This window comes from Nocardia ignorata NBRC 108230 (assembly GCF_001612905.1).
Taxonomy (GTDB): domain Bacteria; phylum Actinomycetota; class Actinomycetes; order Mycobacteriales; family Mycobacteriaceae; genus Nocardia; species Nocardia ignorata.
In genome coordinates this window covers 1-23334 of sequence record NZ_BDBI01000020.1, presented here as the reverse complement: position 1 = coordinate 23334, position 23334 = coordinate 1, and the positions used below count along the sequence as shown (strand labels likewise).

Annotated in this window: 22 protein-coding genes and 1 pseudogene; 9 read left to right on the top strand and 14 right to left on the bottom strand. The window is 69.1% G+C overall.

Going from position 1 to position 23334, the window contains the following annotated elements; genetic code table 11:
• Window positions 1-9 precede the first annotated feature (9 nt).
• From NI2_RS17060 to hutC, 4 genes are all read right to left on the bottom strand, one after another.
• Window positions 10-1278, bottom strand: coding sequence for a hypothetical protein (locus NI2_RS17060; RefSeq protein ID WP_067492020.1), 1269 nt, complete (start codon window positions 1276-1278; stop codon window positions 10-12).
• A complete protein-coding gene (locus tag NI2_RS17055; RefSeq protein ID WP_067492019.1) occupies window positions 1275-2342 on the bottom strand; it encodes a polyprenyl synthetase family protein in 1068 nt (355 codons plus the stop codon). The genes NI2_RS17060 and NI2_RS17055 overlap by 4 nt, the downstream gene beginning before the upstream one ends.
• A gap of 653 nt (window positions 2343-2995) precedes the next feature.
• Window positions 2996-3265 carry a hypothetical protein gene (locus NI2_RS17050; protein ID WP_133733768.1) on the bottom strand — a complete coding sequence of 90 codons (270 nt, stop codon included), beginning with the start codon at window positions 3263-3265 and terminating at the stop codon, window positions 2996-2998.
• Window positions 3266-3456: 191 nt separating this feature from the next.
• Complete coding sequence (gene hutC, locus NI2_RS17045) at window positions 3457-4227, bottom strand: histidine utilization transcriptional repressor HutC (protein ID WP_084476493.1); 771 nt, start codon at window positions 4225-4227, stop codon at window positions 3457-3459.
• Window positions 4228-4352: 125 nt separating this feature from the next.
• Here hutC and hutU point away from each other — a divergent pair, with 125 nt between their 5' ends.
• Window positions 4353-6029 carry a urocanate hydratase gene (gene hutU, locus NI2_RS17040; protein ID WP_067492014.1) on the top strand — a complete coding sequence of 559 codons (1677 nt, stop codon included), beginning with the start codon at window positions 4353-4355 and terminating at the stop codon, window positions 6027-6029.
• Between the two features lie 229 nt (window positions 6030-6258).
• Here the strand turns inward: hutU and hutH are convergent, their stop codons facing one another.
• Both hutH and NI2_RS17030 read right to left on the bottom strand, forming a co-directional pair.
• Window positions 6259-7827 (bottom strand): histidine ammonia-lyase, encoded by a 1569-nt coding sequence (hutH, locus tag NI2_RS17035; protein WP_067492182.1) that lies wholly within the window; start codon window positions 7825-7827, stop codon window positions 6259-6261.
• 41 nt (window positions 7828-7868) lie between these two features.
• Complete coding sequence (locus NI2_RS17030; protein ID WP_067492012.1) at window positions 7869-9266, bottom strand: amino acid permease; 1398 nt, start codon at window positions 9264-9266, stop codon at window positions 7869-7871.
• A gap of 222 nt (window positions 9267-9488) precedes the next feature.
• Here NI2_RS17030 and hutI point away from each other — a divergent pair, with 222 nt between their 5' ends.
• Window positions 9489-10661 (top strand): imidazolonepropionase, encoded by a 1173-nt coding sequence (gene hutI / locus NI2_RS17025; RefSeq protein WP_084476483.1) that lies wholly within the window; start codon window positions 9489-9491, stop codon window positions 10659-10661.
• Between the two features lie 10 nt (window positions 10662-10671).
• Window positions 10672-11583, top strand: coding sequence for a formimidoylglutamase (hutG, locus tag NI2_RS17020; RefSeq protein WP_067492008.1), 912 nt, complete (start codon window positions 10672-10674; stop codon window positions 11581-11583).
• On the opposite strand, the gene NI2_RS17015 is transcribed toward hutG, so the two are convergent.
• The 3 genes from NI2_RS17015 to NI2_RS17005 are packed head-to-tail and all read right to left on the bottom strand — an operon-like array spanning window position 11574 to window position 13633.
• Entirely contained in the window at window positions 11574-12857 is a 1284-nt protein-coding gene (locus NI2_RS17015; protein ID WP_067492006.1) for an ArsB/NhaD family transporter, read from the bottom strand. The genes hutG and NI2_RS17015 overlap by 10 nt on opposite strands.
• 12 nt (window positions 12858-12869) lie before the next feature.
• Window positions 12870-13328, bottom strand: a complete 459-nt coding sequence (locus NI2_RS17010) for a CBS domain-containing protein (RefSeq protein ID WP_067492004.1) — start codon at window positions 13326-13328, stop codon at window positions 12870-12872.
• 29 nt (window positions 13329-13357) lie between these two features.
• On the bottom strand, window positions 13358-13633 hold the full coding sequence (locus NI2_RS17005) for a cation:proton antiporter regulatory subunit (RefSeq protein WP_067492003.1): 276 nt from the start codon (window positions 13631-13633) through the stop codon (window positions 13358-13360).
• 180 nt (window positions 13634-13813) lie between these two features.
• Between NI2_RS17005 and NI2_RS17000 the strand changes: the two genes are divergently transcribed.
• Both NI2_RS17000 and NI2_RS16995 read left to right on the top strand, forming a co-directional pair.
• On the top strand, window positions 13814-14830 hold the full coding sequence (locus tag NI2_RS17000; protein WP_067492181.1) for a sensor histidine kinase: 1017 nt from the start codon (window positions 13814-13816) through the stop codon (window positions 14828-14830).
• On the top strand, window positions 14827-15480 hold the full coding sequence (locus NI2_RS16995) for a response regulator (RefSeq protein WP_067492001.1): 654 nt from the start codon (window positions 14827-14829) through the stop codon (window positions 15478-15480). The genes NI2_RS17000 and NI2_RS16995 overlap by 4 nt, the downstream gene beginning before the upstream one ends.
• Window position 15481: 1 nt before the next feature.
• On the opposite strand, the gene NI2_RS16990 is transcribed toward NI2_RS16995, so the two are convergent.
• The 3 genes from NI2_RS16990 to NI2_RS16980 are packed head-to-tail and all read right to left on the bottom strand — an operon-like array spanning window position 15482 to window position 17708.
• Window positions 15482-16675, bottom strand: a complete 1194-nt coding sequence (locus tag NI2_RS16990; protein ID WP_133733889.1) for a cation:proton antiporter — start codon at window positions 16673-16675, stop codon at window positions 15482-15484.
• A gap of 10 nt (window positions 16676-16685) precedes the next feature.
• Window positions 16686-17168, bottom strand: coding sequence for a cation:proton antiporter regulatory subunit (locus NI2_RS16985; RefSeq protein WP_067491996.1), 483 nt, complete (start codon window positions 17166-17168; stop codon window positions 16686-16688).
• A 60-nt stretch (window positions 17169-17228) separates the two neighbouring features.
• On the bottom strand, window positions 17229-17708 hold the full coding sequence (locus NI2_RS16980; protein WP_067492180.1) for a cation:proton antiporter regulatory subunit: 480 nt from the start codon (window positions 17706-17708) through the stop codon (window positions 17229-17231).
• A gap of 263 nt (window positions 17709-17971) precedes the next feature.
• Between NI2_RS16980 and NI2_RS16975 the strand changes: the two genes are divergently transcribed.
• Entirely contained in the window at window positions 17972-18307 is a 336-nt protein-coding gene (locus NI2_RS16975) for an STAS domain-containing protein (protein ID WP_067492179.1), read from the top strand.
• Between the two features lie 73 nt (window positions 18308-18380).
• Here the strand turns inward: NI2_RS16975 and NI2_RS16970 are convergent, their stop codons facing one another.
• Entirely contained in the window at window positions 18381-19418 is a 1038-nt protein-coding gene (locus NI2_RS16970) for an LLM class F420-dependent oxidoreductase (RefSeq protein ID WP_067491994.1), read from the bottom strand.
• Window positions 19419-19556: 138 nt separating this feature from the next.
• Between NI2_RS16970 and NI2_RS16965 the strand changes: the two genes are divergently transcribed.
• The 3 genes and pseudogenes from NI2_RS16965 to NI2_RS16955 all read left to right on the top strand — a co-directional run bounded on the left by NI2_RS16965 (window position 19557) and on the right by NI2_RS16955 (window position 22255).
• A complete protein-coding gene (locus NI2_RS16965) occupies window positions 19557-20216 on the top strand; it encodes a cyclodeaminase/cyclohydrolase family protein (protein WP_084476482.1) in 660 nt (219 codons plus the stop codon).
• A gap of 203 nt (window positions 20217-20419) precedes the next feature.
• Window positions 20420-20830: pseudogene (locus tag NI2_RS16960) on the top strand (L,D-transpeptidase); the annotation flags it as partial.
• Between the two features lie 111 nt (window positions 20831-20941).
• Entirely contained in the window at window positions 20942-22255 is a 1314-nt protein-coding gene (locus tag NI2_RS16955; protein WP_133733769.1) for a DUF8176 domain-containing protein, read from the top strand.
• Between the two features lie 13 nt (window positions 22256-22268).
• Here NI2_RS16955 and NI2_RS16950 read toward each other — a convergent pair whose 3' ends face one another.
• Complete coding sequence (locus tag NI2_RS16950) at window positions 22269-23120, bottom strand: bifunctional 5,10-methylenetetrahydrofolate dehydrogenase/5,10-methenyltetrahydrofolate cyclohydrolase (RefSeq protein ID WP_067491988.1); 852 nt, start codon at window positions 23118-23120, stop codon at window positions 22269-22271.
• Between the last annotated feature and the right edge of the window lie 214 nt (window positions 23121-23334).

The window sequence follows — 23334 nt, the reverse complement described above, 5'->3', positions numbered from 1 at the left end:
TGACGATGCTCATGAACGAATTGCGTCGGTGGCGAGCGCTGCCTGTTGCAGGCGCTCGGCGAGGTCGCGCAGGGCGTCGGGCCGGTTGCCCGGCACCCGCTCCATGGCCCCGAAGGCCAGGTGGTCGGCGATCATCATGGTGCGCACCGTCGAGCCGGCCGGTTCGCCGGTCATCGGCTCCTCGGGCAGGGCCCGCACCAGGGCGAAGGTGGTGTCGACGATCAGCGGGACCAGCGAGGTCGCGGCCGAGTTCTCACCACCGGCGCGCAGCACATCGGTCTTGGGGACGTGGCGCTCGGCCGCGAAGTCCGGCGCGGCGTCGAGCATGGTGTGGATGGCGCCGTCGGCGCCCGCGCGCACCCGCTCGAGCATGCGGGTCCAGTACTTCGGTGAACCCGCGGCCAGCACGGACGCCGTGAGCGGACGCCGGTACGGCTTGGGTGCACCGACCGCACCGCACAGGAATGCCGAGGTGGTGATGGTCATGTAGGCCATGGCCGCGCGGGCGCCGAATCCCGGCGTGCCGGGGCCGAGCCTGGCGAGCAGCGCGAATCCACCGAGGGTCGGGGCGAGCTGACGCAGCATCACCATGCGGGTGAGTTCCTCGCGGTCGGCGGCGCCGTAGAGCTCGAGTTCGCCGTCGCGCAGGTCGTTGGCCGACTGGGCGATCACCGCGATACAGCCGGTGAGCTCGCGCAGGTCGTCCTCGGGCAGTACGCCGTCGGCGACCAGGGTGCACGCGTAATGAGTGACGCGGCCGAGCACACCCTCGCTGTAGGTGACGCGCGGCAGCGGCTTGTCGAGGTTGCGGGCCATCACGGCGGCCATGTCGGTGAGCACGCTCGCCACCCGTTCGCGCGCCTGCGGCGACAATCCGGTGACCAGCGCGCGGATGTCGGCGATGCGCTCGGCGAGCAACAGATCCAGCGCCTCGCTGTCGCGCACGACGCCGGTGATCGGCGGCAGCGCGGGCGGGGCGGAATCGCTTGTGCCGTTCAGGTATTCGGCTGCGGCCAGCACAGCCGCACCCGCGTGGTCGCGGTCGGCGAGATCTTCGTAGGCGTCGAGCACCCGGCACGCGAGCAGGGCCGCGGCGGCTTCGGCACGCTGGTGGCCGGGCAGGAAACTCACCGCGATACCGAGGTTGCGTCCGGCCGGAACGAGGGCGAGCCGGGCCAGTTCCTCGGGCGTGCGCGCGGCGCGCATGGCGGCCAGGTCGGGGGCGCGGCGCAGGACACGCAGGCCGCGGGCCAGCTGGAGGAGTCGGACATCGCTCATCGGGAGATCACCTGCCGCAGAAGTTCGCGCAGGTCGTCCCGCGCCGGAGAGGGGCCGAACACGTCGAGCGCGTCGGCCGCGGTTTCGGTGGCGGTCACCGCGACCACGCGGGCGGCCTTGGTCGCACCGCTGTCGACGAGGTCGGTGCGCAGGGTCTCGCTCGGTGTGGCCGGGTCGAGCCACAGGTCGCGGGCGCCCTCGCGCAGGTCGAGCCACTCGATGACCGGCCAGGTCGGCACGCGACGTTCGAGATCACCGCCTGCATCCTTGCCGAGGCCGGGGCCGCCCTCGATATCGCGGACGTCGTCCATGATCTGGAAGGCCATGGCGAGCTGGTCGGCGTACACCATCAGCGCGTGCAGCCGGTCCAGGTCGACGCCGCCCGCGGTGCCGCCGTAGGCGCACGACAGCCGGAACAGGGTGCCGGTCTTGGCGATGGCGACCAGTTCGTAGTGCCTGCGCAGCGCGGGCACGTCGACGGCGGGTGGCAGGGTCTCGATGAGCTGGCCGAACGACAGCTCCGAGAGCCGGTCGGCGAAGGTGATACCGGGAGCGTCGATGACGCGATCGGCCATCGCCGGGTTGTCGGCGAGCACGCGGGCCACGACCTTCATCGCGGCGCCCGCCATGTGGAAACCGGCGCGGGCGGCCTGGCGGACACCGAAGGCCGCGGGGACCGACGGCGCGGCGCGGCGCAGCAGGGAGCCGTCGCAGATGTCGTCGTGGATCAGCGAGGATTCGTGCAGCATCTCCATCGCGCAGGCCAGGTCGACCGCGTCGGCAGGCGACACCGCGTCGCCTGGTGCCTCGGGGAGCAGGGTGGCGCAGGCCAGCACGAGCCTGGCCCGCACCCGCTTGCCGGGCGCGGCGAGCACATGGCGGTAGATGTCGTCGAAATCCTCACCGGTGAGCAGGATTTCGGGCAGGCGCGCGGTGACGAGCGGGAGCTGCTCGACCGGCCCGGCCGGCCGCGGCAGGACCCTCACCTGGTCACCGGGGTGCTCCACGTGCACCGCCTGGGGAACCTCGGGGCGATGGGCTGAGGCTAGCGCGGAGTTGTCCATAGCGCTGAACTCCTTTGGTGTGGTCACGATGGCGGCAGGGCTCATTGCGCCTGGTGGACAGGGTTTTTCGAGGAATCGCCGCGGAGGAGTCGGAGGGGTGTCGCCACCGGCGGGCGTCGGGGCCGTGTTGTCCCGATCACTGGCTACCGACGGGTAGTTTTGTAGACGGTTGTCCCAATTGTCAAGCACTAGTGAAGGTTTCGCTCTGACGTGCACGAATAGTGCTGTCGCACATAGTTTTTGAGCAGAAGTAACTGATGACAGAGTTACAGCCGACGTCTTGATGTCATCACCGTAGTGACATGCAACACGCTGCGGCACAAGCGATTACGCACGTGCGGCAAGCAGGCCGGAGGGGTGCGGTCAGCGCGCGACTGTTCATCGCGGGTACGGTTTCACGGAGGGGTGCCACGACACTGTGGGCTTGCGCATCTGGGCTGAGAGGTCAGCGGGAGACGTCCAGAGGCCGGCGACTTCGACGGCCGAGAAGTGTTACGTTCGCGACTCTACAATCGGTGACGCGGTCGCGCGAATCGAAAACCACAGCCGCACGGCCCCGAAATGGGCTGCGCTGCAGCGAAACATCGGTTCAGGGGGGATTCCGTACGACGACACGCCACGGGCGAGGACCCCGTGGCGCGGCGCGGCGGTTGTCAGCGGGGGCGCGAACCGAAGGGCCGGTGACCGCGCTGCCAAGCCAGCCGGAACGACCACACGGCGGCGAGGATCGAACCGACGACCACCACCGCGATCGCGGACAGGACGAGTCCCCCGGACCAGCCGACACCGGCGTAGTGCGCGATCATCGCCGAGGCGGCGATCGGGCCCGCGGTGAGCAATACCGGGATCAAGAGGATCAAACCGAGAGTTACCAGAGTCGAGGGCGCCATCGTCGCCCCGGAGCGTCGCGTGATCGTAGCCATTTCCGCCCTCTCCATGGTGGAACTCAGCGAACGTCGAACTCAGCGATCCATAAACAAAGCTACAGCCCGGTGAACGCCATTCGCCCGATTGTCACGAAATGGCGATAACTCGGTTTGCGAAATATTTGCTCATGGGTCATGTTAATTCAGCGACGCCGATGAACGCGGTCACCGGAACGGGCGAGTCGCCCTCAGCCCGGTTCGGTACCGAAAGTGCCTTCGAGACGATTACGTGATCCCGGATGAATCAGCCGCGCCGCACTCACCAGGCCGCCGGAGGACCAGGTGCGGCGCCGGATCAGCAGACACGGCTCGTCGGGGGCGATGCCGAGCAGCGCGCACTCGTCCTGGCTCGCCCGCACGGCTTCGACGACGTGCTCACCGCGCAGCAGCGGGGCGACCTCGCTCAGATAGGTGTTGGGGGTGACAGTGGTGAAATCCTGGGCGAGGTAGTCGGGCGCCTGGGCCGGGTTGACGTAGCGATCCTCGAGCTGGATCGGCACCTCGTCCTCGCGGTGCACCAGCAGCGAGTGGAACGCCGTGCCGCTCAGGTCGTTTCCGAGGACCGGATGGCCTTCGTCGATCTGCTCGGCGCGCACGAAGACGACCTCGGTGCGGTGCCGGTGCCCACGCCGCGCGATCTCGTCGGCGATGTTCCTGACCTCGAACAGCGGCGAGGTGGCCTTGCCCGCGGCGACGAACGTGCCGACGCCCATCACCCGGGTGAGCGCACCGTCGGCGGTGAGATCGCGCAGGGCGCGGTTGATCGTCATTCTCGACAGCCCGAGCGCGGCGACCAGCTGATTCTCCGAGGGTATCTGCTCCCCCGCGCTCCATCGGCCGCCCTTGATCTGCGCCATGATCAGCTGCTTGACCCGCTCGTATGCCGCGAACTCCGTACCGAGCTCGCCGTAGAGCGCGGCCAGCTCCGCATCGGCCACTTCGATCGCCACCACCGGTATTTCCCTCCGCTCGACCAAGAGAATACGTCGCGGCCGATTCCGGCAGCTACTTGTATAGACAGGACTATACCACTAATCTGGTGTTCAGTGACCCCGGACACACCCGTCTTTCGAGGAGTGAACACATGACCGACGACACCGCGCCCGCCGCAGGTCCGCGCCCCGTCCGCGCCCCGCGCGGTCCCCAGCTGCACACCAAGGGGTGGCAGCAGGAGGGCGCCCTGCGGATGTTGATGAACAATCTCGACCCCGAGGTCGCCGAACGCCCCGACGATCTGGTCGTCTACGGCGGTACCGGGCGCGCGGCCCGCAGTTGGGCGGCCTACGACGCCATTGTGCGGACCCTGGAAACCCTCGAGTCCGACGAAACACTGCTCGTGCAATCGGGGAAACCGGTCGGCGTATTCCGCACCAACGAATGGTCGCCGCGGGTGTTGCTGGCCAATTCCAATCTGGTCGGCGACTGGGCCAACTGGGAGAAGTTCCGCGAACTCGAACAGGCGGGCCTGATGATGTACGGGCAGATGACCGCCGGTTCGTGGATCTATATCGGCAGCCAGGGCATTCTGCAGGGCACCTACGAGACTTTCGGTGCGGTGGCGCGTAAACGTTTCGGCGGGTCGCTGGCCGGCACGATCACGCTCACCGCGGGTGTCGGCGGGATGGGCGGCGCGCAGCCGCTCGCGGTGACGATGAACGACGGCGTGGCCCTGTGTGTCGATGTCGATCCGGCCCGCATCGATCGCCGCATCGCGCACGGCTATCTGGACACCAAGGCGGACTCGCTCCAGCAGGCGCTGGAGCTGGCCGTCACCGCGCGCGACGAGCGCAGGCCGCTGTCGATCGGTCTGGTCGGTAATGCCGCCGAGGTGTTCCCGGCGCTGCTTGCCATGGACGCGCCGATCGATGTGGTGACCGACCAGACCTCCGCGCACGACCCGCTGTCCTACCTGCCGATCGGGGTCGCGCTCGAGGACTGGCACACCATGGCCGAGAAGGACCCCGTGTGGTTCACCACCGAGGCGCAGGCATCCATGGCCAAGCATGTCGAGGCCATGGTCGGGTTCATGGACAAGGGTGCCGAGGTGTTCGACTACGGCAACTCGATCCGTGACGAGGCCCGCAAGGGCGGCTACGACCGCGCCTTCGCGTTCCCCGGTTTCGTGCCCGCCTATATCCGGCCGCTGTTCGAGGAGGGCCTCGGCCCGTTCCGCTGGGCGGCGCTCTCGGGTGACCCGGCCGATATCGCCGCCACCGACCGCGCGATTCTCGAGCTGTTCCCCGACAACGAGCATCTGAAGCGCTGGATCACCATGGCCGGTGAGAAGGTGACATTCGAGGGTCTGCCTGCCCGTATCTGCTGGCTCGGCTACGGCGAACGGCACCGCGCCGGACTGCGTTTCAACGAGATGGTGGCCTCGGGCGAGCTGTCGGCGCCGCTGGCGATCGGGCGCGATCACCTCGATTCCGGTTCGGTCGCCTCGCCCTACCGCGAGACCGAAGCCATGGCCGACGGCTCGGACGCCGTCGCCGACTGGCCGCTGCTCAACGCCCTGCTCAATACGGCATCGGGCGCCTCGTGGGTGTCGATCCACCACGGCGGCGGTGTCGGCATGGGCCGGTCCATCCACGCGGGTCAGGTGTGTATCGCCGACGGCACGCCCCTGGCGGCGCAGAAGCTGGAGCGGGTGCTCACCAACGATCCCGGTATGGGCGTGATCCGTCACGTGGACGCGGGCTACGAGCACGCGGCCGAGGTCGCCCGGGAACGCGGTGTGCGAATCCCGATGCAGGAGAGCTGATATCGCATACTTCGGCGCCGGGTGTGAAACGCACCCGGCGCCGAATCGTGTCACGGGTAACTACGCGGCGGATGTCCGGAATCACCTGCGTGAGTCGCGGCCTTACAGCCCCCAAGACGCGCCGGCCGCTTTCACCACGCGGAGCCCGGAATCCACGACAAAACGGCCCCAGGTGGTGGGAACCACCTGGGGCCGAGTCGGTTACAGCGACGCGGTCGGCACCGCCGGGTCAATCCAGCGGGCCGACAACGGATTCCGCGGCCTCCAGCAGCGCGCCCGACGCGGCCAGATTCACCGCCGCCTCGATTTCGGGCGCGAGGTGACGGTCGGGGCCGGGACCTGGGACGAGGGTCCGCAGGGCATCGCGGACCGCTGCCGTGGCGGGTGACGATGTGAGCGGCGCACGCAGGTCGAGGGCGCGGGCCGCGGTGAGCGCCTCGATGGCCAGTACACGGGTGAGGCCGTCGATGGCGCGGCGCAGTTTGCGGGCGGCCGACCAGCCCATGGACACATGGTCCTCCTGCATGGCCGAGGACGGGATCGAGTCCACCGATGCGGGCGCGGCGAGGCGCTTGAGCTCGGAGACGAGCGCGGCCTGGGTGTACTGCGCGATCATGTGGCCGCTGTCGACACCGGGGTCGTCGGCGAGGAACGGCGGCAGCCCGTGGTTGCGCGCCTTGTCGAGGAAACGGTCGGTGCGGCGCTCGCTGATGCTGGCCACGTCGGCGACGACGATGGCGAGGAAGTCCAGCACGTACGCCACCGGGGCGCCGTGGAAGTTGCCGTTGGACTCGACGCGGCCGTCCAGGGTGACCACCGGATTGTCGACGGCGCTGGCCAGTTCGTACCCCGCGACCCGCTCGGCGTGGGCGAGGGTGTCGCGGGCGCCACCGGCTACCTGCGGTGCGCAGCGCAGCGAGTAGGCGTCCTGCACCACGGTGCAGTCGGGGGTGGCATGACTGGCCACGATCGCCGAATCGGCCAGCAGCCGGGTCATGTTCGCGGCGGCGACCGCCTGGCCCGGTTGCGGGCGCAGCGCCTGCAGGTCGGCGGCGAACACCTTGTCGGTACCGAGCAGGCCCTCGACGCTCATGGCGGCGGTGACATCGGCCAGCCGCAGCAGCGCGCGCAGATCGTGACAGGCGAGCAGCAGCATGCCGAGCATGCCGTCGGTGCCGTTGATGAGAGCGAGCCCCTCCTTCTCCGCCAGCTCCACCGGTGCGATCCCGGCGGCGGCGAGTGCCTGAGCGGCGGGCATCGCGGTGCCGCTCGCGTCGCGGACCGTGCCCTCCCCGATGACGGCGAGAGCCACGTGCGCCAACGGTGCGAGATCACCGGAGCAGCCGAGGCTGCCGTATTCGTGGACCACCGGGGTGATGCCCGCCGACAGCAGCGCGGCGTAGGTCTCGGCGACCACCGGTCGCACGCCGGTGCGGCCGGTGGCCAGCGTCGAGAGGCGGAGCAGCATGAGGGCGCGCACCACCTCCCGCTCCACCTCGGCCCCCGATCCGGCGGCATGCGAGCGGATGAGGCTGCGCTGCAATTGCTTACGCGACTCACGCGGGATGTGGCGCACGGCGAGCGCGCCGAACCCGGTCGAGACCCCGTACACCGGTCGCGGGTCGGCGGCCAGCGCCTCGATGCGCTCGCGGCTTTCGCCCATGGCGGCCAGCGCTTCCTCGGCCAGCCGCACCGCGGCACCCTCCCGTGCCACCCGCACCACCTCGGCGGGTGACACCGGACCGGTGCCGACGACGACCGGTTCCAGCGTGACCGACCGGTTCGAGTCGATACCCACGATATTTCTCCATTCCGAATAAGCGTGCAGGACAAGCAACTTCAGGCGACGTCGGCCGGTACGGCGACCGGCTCGGGTTCGGCGGTCGCGGGCCGGACCCACAGGCGGTAGGCGATACCGAGCAGCGCGAGCCACACCACACCGACCACCAGGGCCACCCGACTGTCGGCGTCGAAGGCGATGACCCCGATCACGAACACCAGGAACGCGATGGTGATCAGCTGGCCGTAGGGCCACAGCGGCACCGGGAACTTCAGTGCGGCGACCTGTTCGGGGCTCATGCCGCGCCGCGAGCGCAGGTGCGCGAGCAGGATCATCAGCCAGACGAAGATGGTGGCGAAGGTGGCGATCGAGGCGATCACCAGGAACACCCTGTCGGGGATCAGGTAGTTCAGCAGTACGCCCACCAGCAGGGTGACGGTCATGATGACCACCGTCATCCACGGCACCCCGTTGCGCGAGACCCGCTTCATCGCCGCGGGCGCCTGGCCGCGCTGGGCCATGCCGTACATCATCCGGCCCGCACCGAAGATGTCGCTGTTGACCGCCGACAGCGCGGCCGTGATGACCACGACGTTGAGCACCGCCGCGGCGGGCCCGAGGCCCAGGCTCTGGAAGATCTGCACGAACGGGCTGCCCTCGTCGCCGATGGTGCGCCAGGAGTCGATCGCCATGATCACCGCGAGGGTGAGCACGTAGAACACGATGATGCGCACGGGCACGGTGTTGATCGCGCGCGGGATGGTGCGCTGCGGGTTCTCGGCCTCGCCCGCGGTGATACCGATGATCTCGGTACCGCCGAAGGCGAACATCACGATGGCGAAGCAGGCGATGAAGCCGCCGATTCCGGTGGCGAAGAAGCCGCCGTCGGCCCACAGGTTCTGCACGCCCGCGCTGGTGTCGTGGAGGCCGAAGCCGAAGATCAGCACGGCGATACCGCCGGCGATCATCGCCACGATGGCCACGATCTTGACCAGGCTGAACCAGAATTCCACCTCACCGAAGACCTTCACGCTGAGCAGATTGATCGCGCCGATGAAGAAGATGACCGAGAGCACCCAGACCCAGCGTGGCACGTCCGGGTACCAGAACCCCATGTACACACCGAACGCGGTGACGTCGGCCAGACACACGATGAGCATTTCGAAGGTGTAGGTCCAGCCGGTGAAGAAGCCCGCGAGCGGGCCGAGGTGCTGGCTGGCGTACTCACCGAACGAGCCCGCGACCGGATTGCTCACCGCCATCTCGCCCAGCGCCCGCAGCACGAGGAACACGGCGGCGCCGCCGATCAGGTACGCCAGCAGCACCGAGGGACCTGCCCGGTGGATCGCCTCGGCGGACCCGTAGAACAGGCCGGTGCCGATGGCCGAACCGAGCGCGATGAAACGGATATGGCGGGCGGTGAGGCCGCGGGTGAGCGCGGCGGCGGGCTTGTTCAAACCATTCTCCCGGGATCGGAAAGGGCGCAGGGTCGCCGGTGATGCCCGGTCTCTTCGCCTGTGGGGCCGGTCACAACGACCCCTACATGTATATGCCTGTCTATACAGCCGTGTCAATGTCCAGTTACCCTCTGGCACCGTAGCGCTTGACTATCCTGTATAGACAGGCATATACATAGCTGGCGTGATCCATCGCACAGCCCGCCGCCAGGAGGACAACCCGTGCCAACCACCGTGCTGCGCGATATCGGCACCCTCGTCACCAACGACCCGGCTCTCGGGAACGGCCCGCTCGGGCTGCGACGCGACGCGGCCGTCGTCTTCGACGACGCGCAGGTGGTATGGGTGGGTGACAGCGCCGACGCACCCGCCGCCGATCAGGCGGTCGACCTCGACGGTCGCGCGGTGCTGCCCGGTTTCGTCGAGTCGCATTCGCATCTGGTCTTCGCCGGTGACCGCGCCGACGAGTTCGCCGCGCGCATGTCCGGCCGCCCCTACGGCGCGGGTGGCATCCGCACGACGATCGCGGCGACGCGCGCGGCGACCGACGAGCAACTCGACGCGACCGTGCGGCGGCTGCTCGCCGAGTCGCTGCGGGCAGGCAGCACCACGGTCGAGATCAAGAGCGGTTACGGCCAGACCGTGGACGACGAATGGCGCAGCGTGCGCATCGCGGGCCGCCACACCGACGAGGTGACCTTGCTTGCCGCGCACGTTCCGCCGCCCGAATACGCCGGGTGCGCGGACGATTACGTGACCATGGTGTGTGCGGAGATGATTCCGCGTTGCGCGCCCGAGGCCCGGTGGATCGACGTGTTCTGCGAGCAGGGCGCCTTCGACCGGGACCAGTCGCATGCCGTCCTCAGTGCGGGCATCGCGCACGGGCTGGTGCCGCGCGTGCACGGCAATCAGCTGCACCAGGGGCCGGGCGTGCAGCTCGCCGTCGAACTGGGGGCCGCGTCGGTCGATCACGTCGCCCATGTCAGCGCCGCCGATATCGATGCGCTCGCGAACAGCGACACCGTGGCGACGCTGCTGCCCAGCGCCGACTTCTGCACGCGCAACAGCTATCCCGATGCGCGTGCGCTGCTCGACGCCGGGGTCACCGTTGCCCTCGGCGCCGACTGCAACCCGGGCACGAGCTACACCACCAGCCTGCCGTTCTGTATCGCCCTGGCCGTGCGTGAGCTGCGCATGACACCGGACGAGGCGGTCTGGGCGGCGACGGCGGGTGGGGCGAAAGCGTTGCGGCGCGGCGATATCGGCGCCCTCTCCCCCGGCATGCGGGCCGACGCCGTCGCGTTGGACGCGCCGTCACATCTGCATCTGGCCTACCGTCCCGGCGTTCCGCTCGTGCGCCAGGTGTGGCGCGGCGGCGTGCTCGCATCGAACTGAGGTGTCCCCTATGAAGTCCTGGACCGGCCGCGTCGACGGCACGTCACCCGAGCATCTGCGCTGGCATCAGGCCGTCGCACCCTATGAACCCGGCGTCGACCCCGGCGCCTGCGTGTTCGTCGGCTTCGCCAGTGACGAAGGCGTGCGCCGCAACAAGGGACGGCCGGGCGCCGCCGACGGGCCCGACGCCCTGCGCCGCGCGCTCTCGCCGATGGCACTGCCTGCCCCGGTGCGCGCGTTCGACGCGGGCACGATCGCGGTCACCGATCAGCGGCTCGAGGACGGCCAGCGCAGGATCGGCGACACCGTGACCGCGCTGCTGGACGCGGGTGCCTTCCCGATCGTGCTCGGGGGCGGCCACGAGGTCGCCTTCGGCACCTACCTCGGCCTGGCAGGTGCCGAGTGCGCCAGTGGCGCCATCATCGGAATCCTGAATCTGGACGCGCATTTCGATCTGCGTTCGGACCAGGTACCCAGCTCGGGAACCCCGTTCCGGCAGATCCTCGAATCCGGCGCCGACGTGCGGTACGCGGTGCTCGGGATCAGCCAGCCGGCCAACACGACGATCCTGTTCGACACCGCCGATCGGTTCGGCGTGCGCTATCTGCTCGACGACGACTGCACCGCCGAGCGTGCCGAAACCTTCGTCGCGGACTTTCTCGCCGACATCGACCTGCTGTATCTCACGATCGATCTCGACGTCCTGCCCGCCGCGGTCGCGCCGGGTGTCAGCGCGCCCGCCGCATTCGGTGTCGCGCTGCCGATCGTGCAGGCCGTCTGCGACCAGGTCGCCGCGAGCGGCAAGCTCGTGGTCGCCGACGTCGCCGAACTCAACCCGGGGCTGGATATCGACAACCGCACCGCCCGCACCGCCGCCCGACTCCTGCACCGCCTCGTCACCCGGCGCGTCTTTCAGAAGTAGCGCACACCGACGTAGGCCCAGGCGATGACGCAGCTGAACACGGTGACGACCGCGCCGTATTTCGTGAACTGCCAGAAGCTGATTCGCTGGCCTGCCCGCGCGGCGATGCCGAGCGCGACGACATTGGCGCTGGCCGCGACGGCCGTGCCGTTGCCGCCGAAGTCGGCGCCGAGCGCGAACGCCCACCACAGCGAGCGCGCGGTCTCGGGGTCGGGGGCATCCGCCACGATGCCCTCCACGACCGGTGCCATGGTCGCGGTATACGGGATGTTGTCCACGAAGGCACCGAGCAGCGCGGACCCGAAGACGAGTGCGGTGGCGGCGAGGAAATAGTCGTCGCCGACCCATGCGCTCGCCGCCGCGCCGACCGCGGCGATCACCCCGGTGTGCACCAGGCCGGCGACCATCACGAACAGGCCCATGAAGAACACCAGCGTCGGCCATTCCACTTCGTGCAGGATGTCCCCGATGTCGAGTCCGGACACCAGCACCATCACGCCCGCACCCACGAGTGCGATCACCGATGGCGCCACGTGCACCACGCTGTGCAGGCAGAACCCGGCCACCACCGCGGCCAGCACGATCAGCGATCGCACGAGCAGTCTCGGGTCACGGATCGCGCGCCGCTCCCGCAGGGCGAGCACGGCCTCCACCGAGTCCGGGTCGGTACGCAGCGCCGAACGGAACAACACCCGCGTGAACAGCACGAACAGCGCGAAGACCAGCACCACGATCGGGGCCATGTGCACCAGGAAGTCGTTGAAGCTCAACCCCGCCCGGCTGGCGATGATGATATTGGGTGGGTCGCCGATCAGCGTCGCCGCGCCACCGATGTTGGCGGCGAGCACCTCCGCGATCAGGAAGGGCTGGGCGCTGATACCGAGCCTGCGGCACACCACCAGCGTCACCGGGGCGACCAGCATGATGATGGTGACATTGTCGAGGAACGGTGAGGCCACGGCGGTGATCAGCATGAGCATCACCATCAGCCGGTAGGGATTGCCGCGCGAGCGCTTGGCCGACCAGATCGCCAGGTAGTCGAACAGCCCCGTCTGCTTGACGACGCCGACGATGATCATCATGCCGAGCAGCAGGAAGATGACGTTCCAGTCGATGCCCTCGTGCGGGGAGAAGAACACCTTCTCACCGGGGATCAGTCCCAGCACCGCCATCAGTCCCGCGGCGATCAGCACGGTTTTGACCTTGTCGGCGCGCTCCGTGGCGATGAAGAAGAACGCCACCACGAAGATGGTCACGGCGAGGACGGCGGCCATCGTCGGCGCCGATCAGTCGCCGGGGCCGGCGAGGGCGAGACTGGTCAGCAACCGTTCGAGGGTGATCGCCCCGCACAGGGTGCGGGCCCGGTCCACGACCGCGATGAGCGGACTGTGCTTGCGCGCCATCAGGATCGCGATCTCGAGCAGGGTGGCGTCCGGGGTGACGGTGGCCGGTCGTGGGGCGCCGTCGGCCAGGCAGTCGCCGACGGTGAGGCTGCCTGGTTCCTGCCAGAACAGGTCGGCGTGCACCTCGTCGATCGTGCGGACCAGGGTGGTGTCGTCCTGATACGACGCCGGGATCGCCAGGCGGAGCACTTGGGTGCCGGGCAGCACGGCCACCGGTCGGTCCTCGGCGTCGACCACGACCAGGCCGGGCAAACGGTTGACGACCATCACCCGCACCGCGCGGGCCACCGGGTCGGTGATGCGAACGGTCGGCAGGTTCATCGCGATATCGCGTGCGCGCATGGCTCGGCTCCGGGGTGATTCGACGGTGCTCACGGCTCGGCCCGCTGTCCGGCGAGCCGATCGACCCGCTGCTCGAGCCTGGTCAACCGATCGGCGAGGGGACTGGTGTGCATCAGCTCGGCCACGTGGTCGGCTTCCTCGGGTTCGAGCGCGAGGTCGACGCTCGGCTCGTCACTGCCGGGGGCGTACACGAGCAGCCTGCGCCCGCCGGACGACTCGGTGAGCAGCGCGAAGTCGATGCCGCGACCGGTGCGGAAATGGTGCAGCACCCCGGTGCCGGGGATCGTCGTCCTGTCGGTATCCATCCCGGGCGGTCCTTCCCCTGACACGATCGAGTGCGTGCGGATTCGAGTCTGGTGCGCCCGCGGGCAGGCGACCATCGGCGCGGGCACCCATTTCCGGTGCCGATCCGGCGGTCGTGCGCAGGCACGGATGGGTGTCGCACCCGATGGACAGCGGCCGGGCTCGTCAGCATGCTGGAAGCTATGAAGCGTCTCGCGAGGGTGCGAGCAGAACGGGAGCAGCGCACGCCGGTGACGGCGCTGTTCTGGCGGATCTGTCTGCTCAACGGTGTGGTGTTCACGCTCGGCACGCTGATCCTCGCGCTCTCCCCCGCCACCGTGTCGGCCCGGCTGCGCTTGACAGAGGTGCCGGTGCTGGTGATCGGCCTCGCGGTGATCCTCACCGCCAACGCGCTGGCGTTGCGCACCAGCCTGGCGCCCCTGGACGAACTGGTCACGGCCATGCGCCGCGTCGACCCGCCACGACGCGCGGTGCGTTTCGACCGGCGCGCCAGTGGCGACTTCCACCGGCTGATCGAGACCTTCAACGCGATGCTCGACCGGCTCGAGGCCGAGCGATCGGCGGCCGGAGCCACGGCACTCGCCGCACAGGAAGGTGAGCGTCAGCGGATCGCCCGCGAACTGCACGACGAGATCGGCCAGAGCCTGACCGTGGCGTTGTTGCGGCTGAAACGGGTCGTGGACCGCGCGCCGGAGGAATTGCGGGACGAGGTGACCGACGCCCAGGAAACGGTGCGCGGATGTCTCGACGAGGTGCGCGGTATCGCGTCACGATTGCGACCCGACGTGCTCGACGACCTCGGGCTGCACAGTGCCGTCACCGCGCTGTGCCACGAGTTCACCCGCAGCGCGGGCATTTCCGTGCACCGTGAGGTCGACCCGTCGATCAGCAGGCTCGACCCCGCGGTCGAACTCGTCTGCTATCGCATCGCTCAGGAGAGCCTGACCAACGTGCTGCGCCACTCGGGCGCCGACCAGGTGAGCCTGCGACTCGCCGGCCACGACGACTCGGTGGTGCTTCGCGTGCACGACAACGGGTGTGGTGGGGTGGTCACCGAGGGCGCCGGAATCCGGGGGATGCGCGAACGCGCCATGCTCGTCGACGCGACGCTCACGATCACCGCATCCGACGACGCCGGCACCACAGTGGAACTGGTCGTCCCGGTTCACCGCGAGGCACACGTCGGAGAACCGGTATGAGCGCCCCCATCCGGATCCTGCTCGCCGACGACCACGCCCTGGTACGCAGCGGGCTACGGCTGATCCTCGACAACGAACCCGACCTCACCGTGGTCGCCGAGGCGGCCAACGGCTACGACGCGGTGACCGCCCTCGCCGGCGAAATCGTCGACCTGGTGATCCTCGACATCGCGATGCCGAGGATGACCGGCATCCAGGCGGCGCGCGAGATCACCCGCGCGCATCCGGGTGTCCGCATGCTGATGCTGTCGATGTACGACAACGAGCAGTACTTCTTCGAGTCGCTCAAGGCGGGCGCCTCCGGGTACGTGCTCAAATCGGTCGCCGACCGCGACCTCATCGAGGCCTGCCGGGCGACGATGCGTGGCGAATCGTTCCTGTACCCGGGTGCGGTCACCGCCCTGGTCCGCGACTATCTGCACCTGGCCCGCCAGGGCGGACGGCTGCCCGAGACCATTCTGACCGCCCGCGAAGAGGAGGTGCTCAAGTTGATCGCGGAAGGGTATTCGGCGCGGGAGGTGGCGGCCGAACTGGTCATCAGTGTGAAGACCGTCGACCGCCACCGCGCCAATATCCTGCAGAAACTCGGCCTGCGTGACCGGCTCGACCTCACCCGCTACGCGATCCGCTCAGGTCTGATCGAGCCGTGAGTCATTCCGCGTTCGGATCGATGCGCACCTTCGACTTGCGCCCGACGGTCGCCCGGACCACCGGTTCGACCACGCGCGCCGCGATCGGTCCCATCACGGCCATCAGCAGCACGTACGTGGTGGCCAGGGCGGCGAAGCTGTCGGGTACCGCACCCGCGGCGACGGCGAGGCCCGCGATGACGATGGAGAACTCGCCGCGCGCGACCAGGGCAGCACCCGCGCGGGCCCGGCCCAGTTGGGAGGCGCCCGCGCGCTTGGCCGCCCACCAGCCGGTGTACAGCTTCGTCACAGTGGTGACCACGACCAGCAGGATTGCCCAGCCGAGGACCGGTGGGATGGTCGCCGGATCGGTGCTCAAGCCGAACAGGACGAAGAACATGGCGGCGAACAGGTCGCGCAGGGGTTCGAGGATCTTGGTCGCCTCGTGCGCGGTCGCCCCCGAGATCGCGATGCCGAGCAGGAACGCGCCGACCGCGGCCGACACCTGCACCGCCGAGGCGACCCCGGCCACCAGCAGCGCCGAACCGAGCAGTTTGAGCAGGAAGATCTCGCGGTCCTCACTGGCCACGATCGCCGACACGTACCGGCCGTACTTCAGCGCGACGATGAGCACCAGCGTCACCGCGACCAGCGCGATACCGACGGTGGTGAGCCCGGCCATGAAGCCGACACCCGCCAGTACGGCGGTGAGCACCGGCAGGTAGATCGCCATCGCCAGGTCCTCGAACACCAGGATCGACAGCACCACCGGTGTCTCGCGGTTACCGAGCCTGCCCAGGTCGTTGAGCACCTTGGCGACGATGCCCGAGGAGGAGATGTAGGTGACGCCCGCCATCGCGATGGCACCGGTCGGTCCGAGCCCCAGCCACAGCGCGACGATCACGCCCGGCGTGGCATTGAGGACCAGGTCGAGCAGACCGGCGATCCACGACTTGCGCATGCCGGTGACCAATTCACCCGCGGTGTACTCCAAACCGAGCAGCAACAGCAGCAGCACCACACCGATCTCGCTGGCGATGTGAATGAACTCCTCCACCTCGTGCAGCTCGATCAGGCCGCCGGTGCCGAAGAGCAGCCCCCCGAGCAGATAGAGCGGAATGGGTGACAGGCCGATGCGGCCCGCGATGCGCCCGAGCACACCCAATCCGAAGAACACAGCCCCCAGCTGGATCAGCGCCAGCGTTGTTCCACTGATCTGCACGGGCTCAGCCGTCGGACAGGATCGAAGCGGCAGCGTCGAGCCCGGCGGTCGTACCGACGATGACGACCATGTCGCCCCCGAGGAAACCGAACTCCGGTCCGGGCGAGGGGTGGACCTGACCGGCGCGCAGCACCGCGACGATGGAGGCCAGTGTCCGGGTCCGCATCTCCGTCTCGCCGAGGCGGCGGCCCGCGTAGGGCGAATCGGGGAGCACCGGCAGCGACCGGGTGCTCACACCGTCGAGATCGCGGTGTTCCTCCTGCAGTTGCGCGACGAGTCGCGGGGCACCGAGCAGGCTGGCGAGCGTGCGCGCTTCGCCGTCGGAGAGCGGGACCTGCACGGTGGTGTCGGGGTCGTCGATCTTGGTGAAGATCAGATCGGTGCCACCGTCGCGGTGGTCGACGACGCCGATGCGCCGAGCCACCTTGGTCAGCGAGAACTCTTTCCTGACACCGATTCCGGGCAGGGATGTGACTTCAACATTCATGGGATCACCTAACCTCAGCTAGGCGATACCTTACCTTCTCTTTACTATCGCCACGGCTCGTCAGCCCGCGTCGAGCAATTTTCCGGCAGCCTCGAGGCCCTTGCCGGTGCCGACGACCACCACGAGGTCCCCGGCGACGAAGACGAAATCGGTTCCCGGCGAAGGGGTCACCTCCCCCGCGCGGACCACCGCGACCACCGAGGCCTTGGTGCGGGTGCGCATGGCGGTGTCGCGCAGCGGGCGCCCGTCGAACGGGCTGCCGCGATCGATGGCGAACTGCCTGGTCGACAGATCGTCGACACCGAGCGAGTCGGCCTTCTTCTGCACCACCTGCGGCGCACCGAGCAACCCCGCCAGCACACCGATCTCGGTGCTGGACAACGGGATCGAGGTCTTGGTCTCGGCGTCACCGGCACGGGACACGACCAGATCGACAGTGCCGTCACGGTGTTCGATCACGCCGATCCGGCGGCGGGCCTCCGCCAGCGGAAAGTCCTTGCACACGCCGATTCCCGGTAACGGCGTCACATCGATGTTCACGCCCACACAGTACGACGACCGCGCCCGTCGGTGCGGCCACCCCCGCGCGGGGCCCGCGACGATGCCCATCCGCCGTCGATCGTGACGCACCGCACGCCGCCGTTTCCGCCGGATCGATGGCGGTCACGACCGGGGCGCGGGCACCCGGTGGCGCACCGGTGCGCAGACAGCGATCGGGGCAACGGCTTGCGTATTCGGGCGAAGTTGTGTGTTGTTGATCGGTGACCAACACACCCGGAGACGCTTATCCACTCACGGACACGATGACCACCACGACGGCGGTACACGACGGCGTCACGGTCCTGACGGTGACCGGTGAGGTCGACTTGGCGACCGCGCCCGCCCTCGACGCCGCCATCGAGGCCATCCTCGCCGACAAGCCCGCGACCCTGGTGATCGACCTGACCGCGGTCGGGTTCCTCGCCTCGGCGGGCATGGCCACGCTGGTCGCCGCGCACCAACGCGCGGGCGACGACACCGCCATCGCGGTGGTCGCCGACGGGCCGGCAACCAGCCGTCAGCTGAAGATGACCAGCCTGGACCAGGTGTTCGCCATGCACACCACCCTCGCCGACGCCCTGGCGTCGCTGCGGTCGTGACCGCGTAGTCCACCGACGCAGACGCGCCGCGTCCCGGAGTCGTCCGTGATGCGGCGCGTCGCGTTGTGATGGGTCAGCAGAGGCCGCGCAGCTGCTCGATCAGCTTGATCCGCCCCGCCGCGTTCTCGGCGATCGGGGTGACGTTGAGCGTGGTGACCCCGGCCTCGGCGAAGGCGGCGATGCGGTCCTTGACGAAGCCCTCGGGCCCGATCAGCGACACATCGCGCACCAGGTCGTCGGGCACCGCGGCCGCAGCGGCCTGCTTGTCGCCGGCCAGGTACAGCTCCTGGATGCGGTCGGCGGCCTCACCGTAGCCGTACTTGGTGGCCAGGGTGTGGTAGAAGTTCTTGCCCTTGGCGCCCATGCCGCCGATGTAGAGCGCCAGGTGCGGCTTCACGAACTCCAGCAGCGGCGTGACGTTCTCGCCGATCGCCAGCGCGGGACCGGCGTACACCTCGAGGTCGCCCAGCGACGGATCGCGCTTGGCCTTGCCCGCGGCCAGCGCGTCACCCCAGACATCGTTCGCCTTCTCCGGCAGGAAGAAGATCGGCTGCCAGCCCTCGGCGAGTTCGGCGGCCAGCTCCACGTTCTTGGGGCCGAGCGCGGCCAGCAGCACCGGAATGTTCTCGCGCACCGGGTGATTGATGAGCTTGAGCTCTTTGCCCAGGCCGGTGCCCCGGTCGGCGGGCAGCGGGATCTGGTAGTACTTGCCCTGGTAGTTGAGCTTCTCGCGGCGCCACACCTTGCGGCAGATCTCGATCAGCTCGCGGGTGCGCCCGATCGGGGCGTCGTAGGGCACGCCGTGGAAGCCCTCGATCACCTGCGGGCCGGACGCGCCGATGCCGAGGATGAACCGGCCGTCGGAGACGAAGTCCAGGCCCGCCGCCGTCATCGCGGTGAGGCTGGGGGTACGGGTGTAGAGCTGCAGGATGCCGGAGGCCAGCTGCACCCGCTCGGTGCGCGCGGCCAGGAAGCCCAGCGCGCTCACCGCGTCGAACGAGTACGCCTCCGGCACGAAGACGACGTCGAGGCCTGCCCGTTCCAGGTCGGCGACCTCGGCCGCCACCTCCTTGAAACCGCCCGAGTAGTTGATGCTCAATCCGATCCGCATGCACCCAACATAGACCCGGACCCACGGACGCACCCCGACCGGTCGGTCCGTGCGCACACCCGCTGGTCGGGCGGGGTGCGCGGGTGGGCACGCGGTAGCGTTGAGGGGTAGCAATCCCCGTCGAAAGGCCACCACGTCGTGTCGCAGCCCACCGTGTCACCGCAGCAGACCGCACCCTCCTTCGGTGACGTGACCCTGGAGCACTATCTGTCGGAGCTGGCCGCCAAGGTGCCCGCCCCCGGCGGTGGCGCGGTGGCCGCACTGCACGTCGCCCAGGCCGCGGCACTGGTCGCGATGGTCGCGCGCTACACCACCCGGGCCAAGGACGCCGAGAACCGGCCGGTGATCGACCGGATCATCGAGGCCGCCGACGCCGCCCGCGCCCGCTCGCTGGCGCTGGCCGATGCCGACGCGGCCGCGTTCACCGCCGTCGGCGCCGCCTACAAGCTGCCCAAGGACACCGACGACCAGGTCGCCGAGCGCACCGCCGCGATCAACGCCGCCCTCGTCGAGGCCGCCCGGGTACCCGCCGCCGTGGTCGACGAGGCCGACGAAATCCTCTCCCTCGCAGGGGAACTGCTGCCGATCGGCAACCCGAATGTGGTCACCGACATCGGTGCCGCCGCCGACGCCGCCCGCGCCGCCGCGCAGAGTTCGCAGCTCAATATCGAGATCAATGTGGCCTCGCTGCCCGCCGAACTGGGTGACGATTTCGCAGCAGCACTGGTGCGGGTGGAGACCATCGCCGCACGCGCCGACGCGCTGCACGCCCAGGTCCTGCACGTCGTGCGCGGCTGAGCACAAGCCGACACTCCGATCGACCCGTAGGCCGTTACCACTTCGAGAGGTCCAGTTGATCATGGACGCCTAGACTCGGGAGACGCCTACGAGTGACCGAAGGGGTGGCGTTTATGAGAAACGCACTTCGTTTTCTGTTCGTCGCGATCATGGCGGCACTACTGGCCGCGTCCTGGTCGGGAGCCGCGTCCGCGGATCTGATCGGGGACCAGCGCACCCAGTACGGTGGCGGAACCTATGCCGAAGCGGACCTGTCGAACCACACCTTCACGGTGACCGCCAACGGCGAGACACGCGTGATGCCCGCGTCCATGGGCAAACCCGGATTCGAGACGCCCACCGGCACCTTCAGTGTGCTGGAGAAGGACCGGGCGGTGGTGTTCGATTCGCGCACCATCGGTATCCCGCTCGACGACCCGGAGGGCTACATCATCGACGGTGAGTACGCCGTGCGCCTGACCTGGGGTGGCGTGATGGTGCACTCGGCGCCGTGGTCGGTGGACTCGCAGGGTAACGCCAACGTGAGCCACGGCTGCATCAATCTCTCACCCGAGAACGCCGCCTGGTACTACGAGAACGTCGGCATCGGCGACCAGGTCTATATCCACTGGTGACGCGCTCATCGCCCGCGCATTCGGCGAACACGGCGTCAGGGCAGTATCGTGCCCGTAATGAAATCGTTGCGGGACATTCCCTGACGGCGGAAGCCTGATGAAGGTGGGGCGATGGATCGACCGGAAGCGCGCAGACCGATCGGGGCTCGACAGCAGGACCCGGGATCGGCTGGTGTTCCGCTCCGAGGTGCCCTGCCACGGCGCCGCAGCCGCGAGGCAGGCACCTCGGGAACCGGTGCCCGGCACCGGATAGAGGGCGGGCCGACCACGCCCGCCGGTATTCCGGTCGTCTCGCTGTCGGCTCCGGTACCCGTGCGCGACGCCTTCGCCACCGATAGGCTCCCGATCGTGGGTGGGCCGATGGATCCCGGTGCGGGCCAAGTCGATACGCCGTTCATCTTGCCGAACAACGGACCCGACACCGACAAGCTGCCCATCGTCGGCGCCGACTTCCCCGCACCCGAACCGGCTGACGCGCAGGGCGAATGGGAATCGTCCACCTCGGCACGATCGGCATCGACGTGGCCCGCGTCGTCGTGGTTCGACTCGGCTCGACCGGAAACCGCTCGGCCGGAAGCTCCCTGGCAGGAATCCGAGCGGCCCGAATCGGCCGCTGAACCCGGGCGGCACCGATCGGCTCGACCGGGATCGGCCCGGCCGGAATCGACGTGGTCCGAATCGGCTCGGCCCGAGCCGGAATCGGACTGGTCCGAATCGGCGGCGCCCGTGCCGGCCCGGCAGGAAGCGGCGGCGACACCGACCGAATCGCCTGCTGCCCCAGCTGGTGCTGGTGACGGCTGGTCGGATCGGTATACGGCGGAGTGGGAGCCGCGTCCGGCACCCGACTACAACGGTGACGACGAGGTTTTCGCGCGGATGATCGACCGGTCCAAGCGCCGGCGCACACCTCGGTGGGTGGCTCCGCTCGCCGCGTCGGTAGCCGGGGCGGTCCTGATCGGTGTCGGATACTTCCAATTCGGCGGTCCCGCACCGGCTTCCACGTCGGCGAGCACCACGCTGTCGACCGTCGCCGCGCCCGCGCCCGGCGTCGGGCACTGCCCGTCCGAAAAGGTCGGCAGCCTCGTGCGTGGCAACGGTCCCGGCGGAACCGACAGCGGGGTCTCGGCCATCATGGCCTTCCAGCACGCCTACTACGTCGCACGGTCCGGCGATCAGGCGCGCACGCTGGTGGCCGGTGACGCCGCGCTGCCCACGGGCGCGCAGATCCAGTCGGGCATCGACACCATTCCGGTCGGTACCACACACTGCCTCGACATCACGCCGGGCGCCTTCGCCGGACAGTACTTCGTGACGATCACCGAGTACCGGCCCGACGAGGTGCCGATCGTCTACAACCCGCAACTGGTCGGCACGACCAAGGTGGGCGCCAAAACGCTGATCACCTCGATCGGGCCGGTCCGCTAACCCCGGAAAGTGTTCAGGCCCTTGCCTTCTCGGCCGCGACCACCACGTGCCGCATGAGCAGCGCGGTGGTCACCGGGCCGACGCCGCCGGGCACGGGGCTCAGTGCGGCGGCCTTGCCGTCGACCGAGGCGGCGTCGACGTCACCCACGATGCCACCGTCGGCGGCCTCGTTGGTGCCCACGTCGATCACCACGGCGCCCTCACGGATGTGCTTGCCGGTGACCAGACCGATCCGCCCCGCGGCCGCGACCACGATGTCGGCGGCCGTGGTGACGGCGGCCAGGTCCGTGGTGCGTGAGTGCGCGACCGTGACGGTGGCGTTCTCGGCGAGCAGCAGCTGCGCCAGCGGCTTGCCGACGATATTGGAGCGGCCGACCACGGTGACGAGCTTGCCCTGCAACGCGATCGAGTGATGCTTCAGCAGCTCCACGACCGCCTCGGAGGTGGCGGGGACGAACCCGTCGAGGCCGGAGGCGAGCAGGCCGAGTGACAGCGGGCTCACACCGTCGACGTCCTTGCTCGCGGCGATCGCGGAGCTCACGTCGTCGAGGCTGACGCCCGCGGGCAGCGGGGTCTGCAGCATGATCGCGTCGGTGGCCGGGTCGGCGCTGCGGGCATCGAGTTCCGCGCGGATCCGCTCGGCGGTCGCGTCGGCGCCCAGATCGATCTTCTCGCAGGCGATGCCGAGCCGTTCGGCGGCCTTGCGCAGGGAGTTCACGTACCAGGCACTGGCCGGGTCGTCGTTGGCGACGACCAGCGCCAACGTGGGCGCGGTGCCCGCGTCGGTGAGCGCGGCGGCGCGCTGTTTCGAGTCGGCGTTGATGGCGGCGGCGAGTTCCTTGCCGGTCAGCGAAGCGGTATCCACGGTTGGTCAGCCTATCGGCCACCGGGTGCACCCCGAAGCGCCGGGCCGCGACGCGCCTGCCGACGGCGGGTTACCCGGACCGGACCGTCACGGGTCGTAGGGTGTCCGGCAGCTCTGCCATCAGCTCTGCCCGCATGTACGCCACCCGGAAGGTCGCGACTGTCGTGAAGATCTCGAGGCAATGGAAACAGCTCGCCGCAGCGTTCGCCGCGGT

What these genes read in the sequence shown, in the direction of transcription:
- hutG (WP_067492008.1), top strand. Translation starts at nt 10,672, where the DNA reads ATGAAGTCCTGGACCGGCCGCGTCGACGGCACGTCACCCGAGCATCTG.
- NI2_RS17060 (WP_067492020.1), bottom strand. Translation starts at nt 1,278, where the DNA reads ATGAGCGATGTCCGACTCCTCCAGCTGGCCCGCGGCCTGCGTGTCCTG.
- NI2_RS17000 (WP_067492181.1), top strand. Translation starts at nt 13,814, where the DNA reads ATGAAGCGTCTCGCGAGGGTGCGAGCAGAACGGGAGCAGCGCACGCCG.
- NI2_RS17015 (WP_067492006.1), bottom strand. Translation starts at nt 12,857, where the DNA reads ATGGCCGCCGTCCTCGCCGTGACCATCTTCGTGGTGGCGTTCTTCTTC.
- NI2_RS16955 (WP_133733769.1), top strand. Translation starts at nt 20,942, where the DNA reads ATGGATCGACCGGAAGCGCGCAGACCGATCGGGGCTCGACAGCAGGAC.
- hutU (WP_067492014.1), top strand. Translation starts at nt 4,353, where the DNA reads ATGACCGACGACACCGCGCCCGCCGCAGGTCCGCGCCCCGTCCGCGCC.
- NI2_RS16970 (WP_067491994.1), bottom strand. Translation starts at nt 19,418, where the DNA reads ATGCGGATCGGATTGAGCATCAACTACTCGGGCGGTTTCAAGGAGGTG.
- NI2_RS17005 (WP_067492003.1), bottom strand. Translation starts at nt 13,633, where the DNA reads ATGGATACCGACAGGACGACGATCCCCGGCACCGGGGTGCTGCACCAT.
- NI2_RS16985 (WP_067491996.1), bottom strand. Translation starts at nt 17,168, where the DNA reads ATGAATGTTGAAGTCACATCCCTGCCCGGAATCGGTGTCAGGAAAGAG.
- NI2_RS17055 (WP_067492019.1), bottom strand. Translation starts at nt 2,342, where the DNA reads ATGGACAACTCCGCGCTAGCCTCAGCCCATCGCCCCGAGGTTCCCCAG.
- NI2_RS16995 (WP_067492001.1), top strand. Translation starts at nt 14,827, where the DNA reads ATGAGCGCCCCCATCCGGATCCTGCTCGCCGACGACCACGCCCTGGTA.
- NI2_RS16975 (WP_067492179.1), top strand. Translation starts at nt 17,972, where the DNA reads ATGACCACCACGACGGCGGTACACGACGGCGTCACGGTCCTGACGGTG.
- NI2_RS17010 (WP_067492004.1), bottom strand. Translation starts at nt 13,328, where the DNA reads ATGCGCGCACGCGATATCGCGATGAACCTGCCGACCGTTCGCATCACC.
- NI2_RS17050 (WP_133733768.1), bottom strand. Translation starts at nt 3,265, where the DNA reads ATGGCTACGATCACGCGACGCTCCGGGGCGACGATGGCGCCCTCGACT.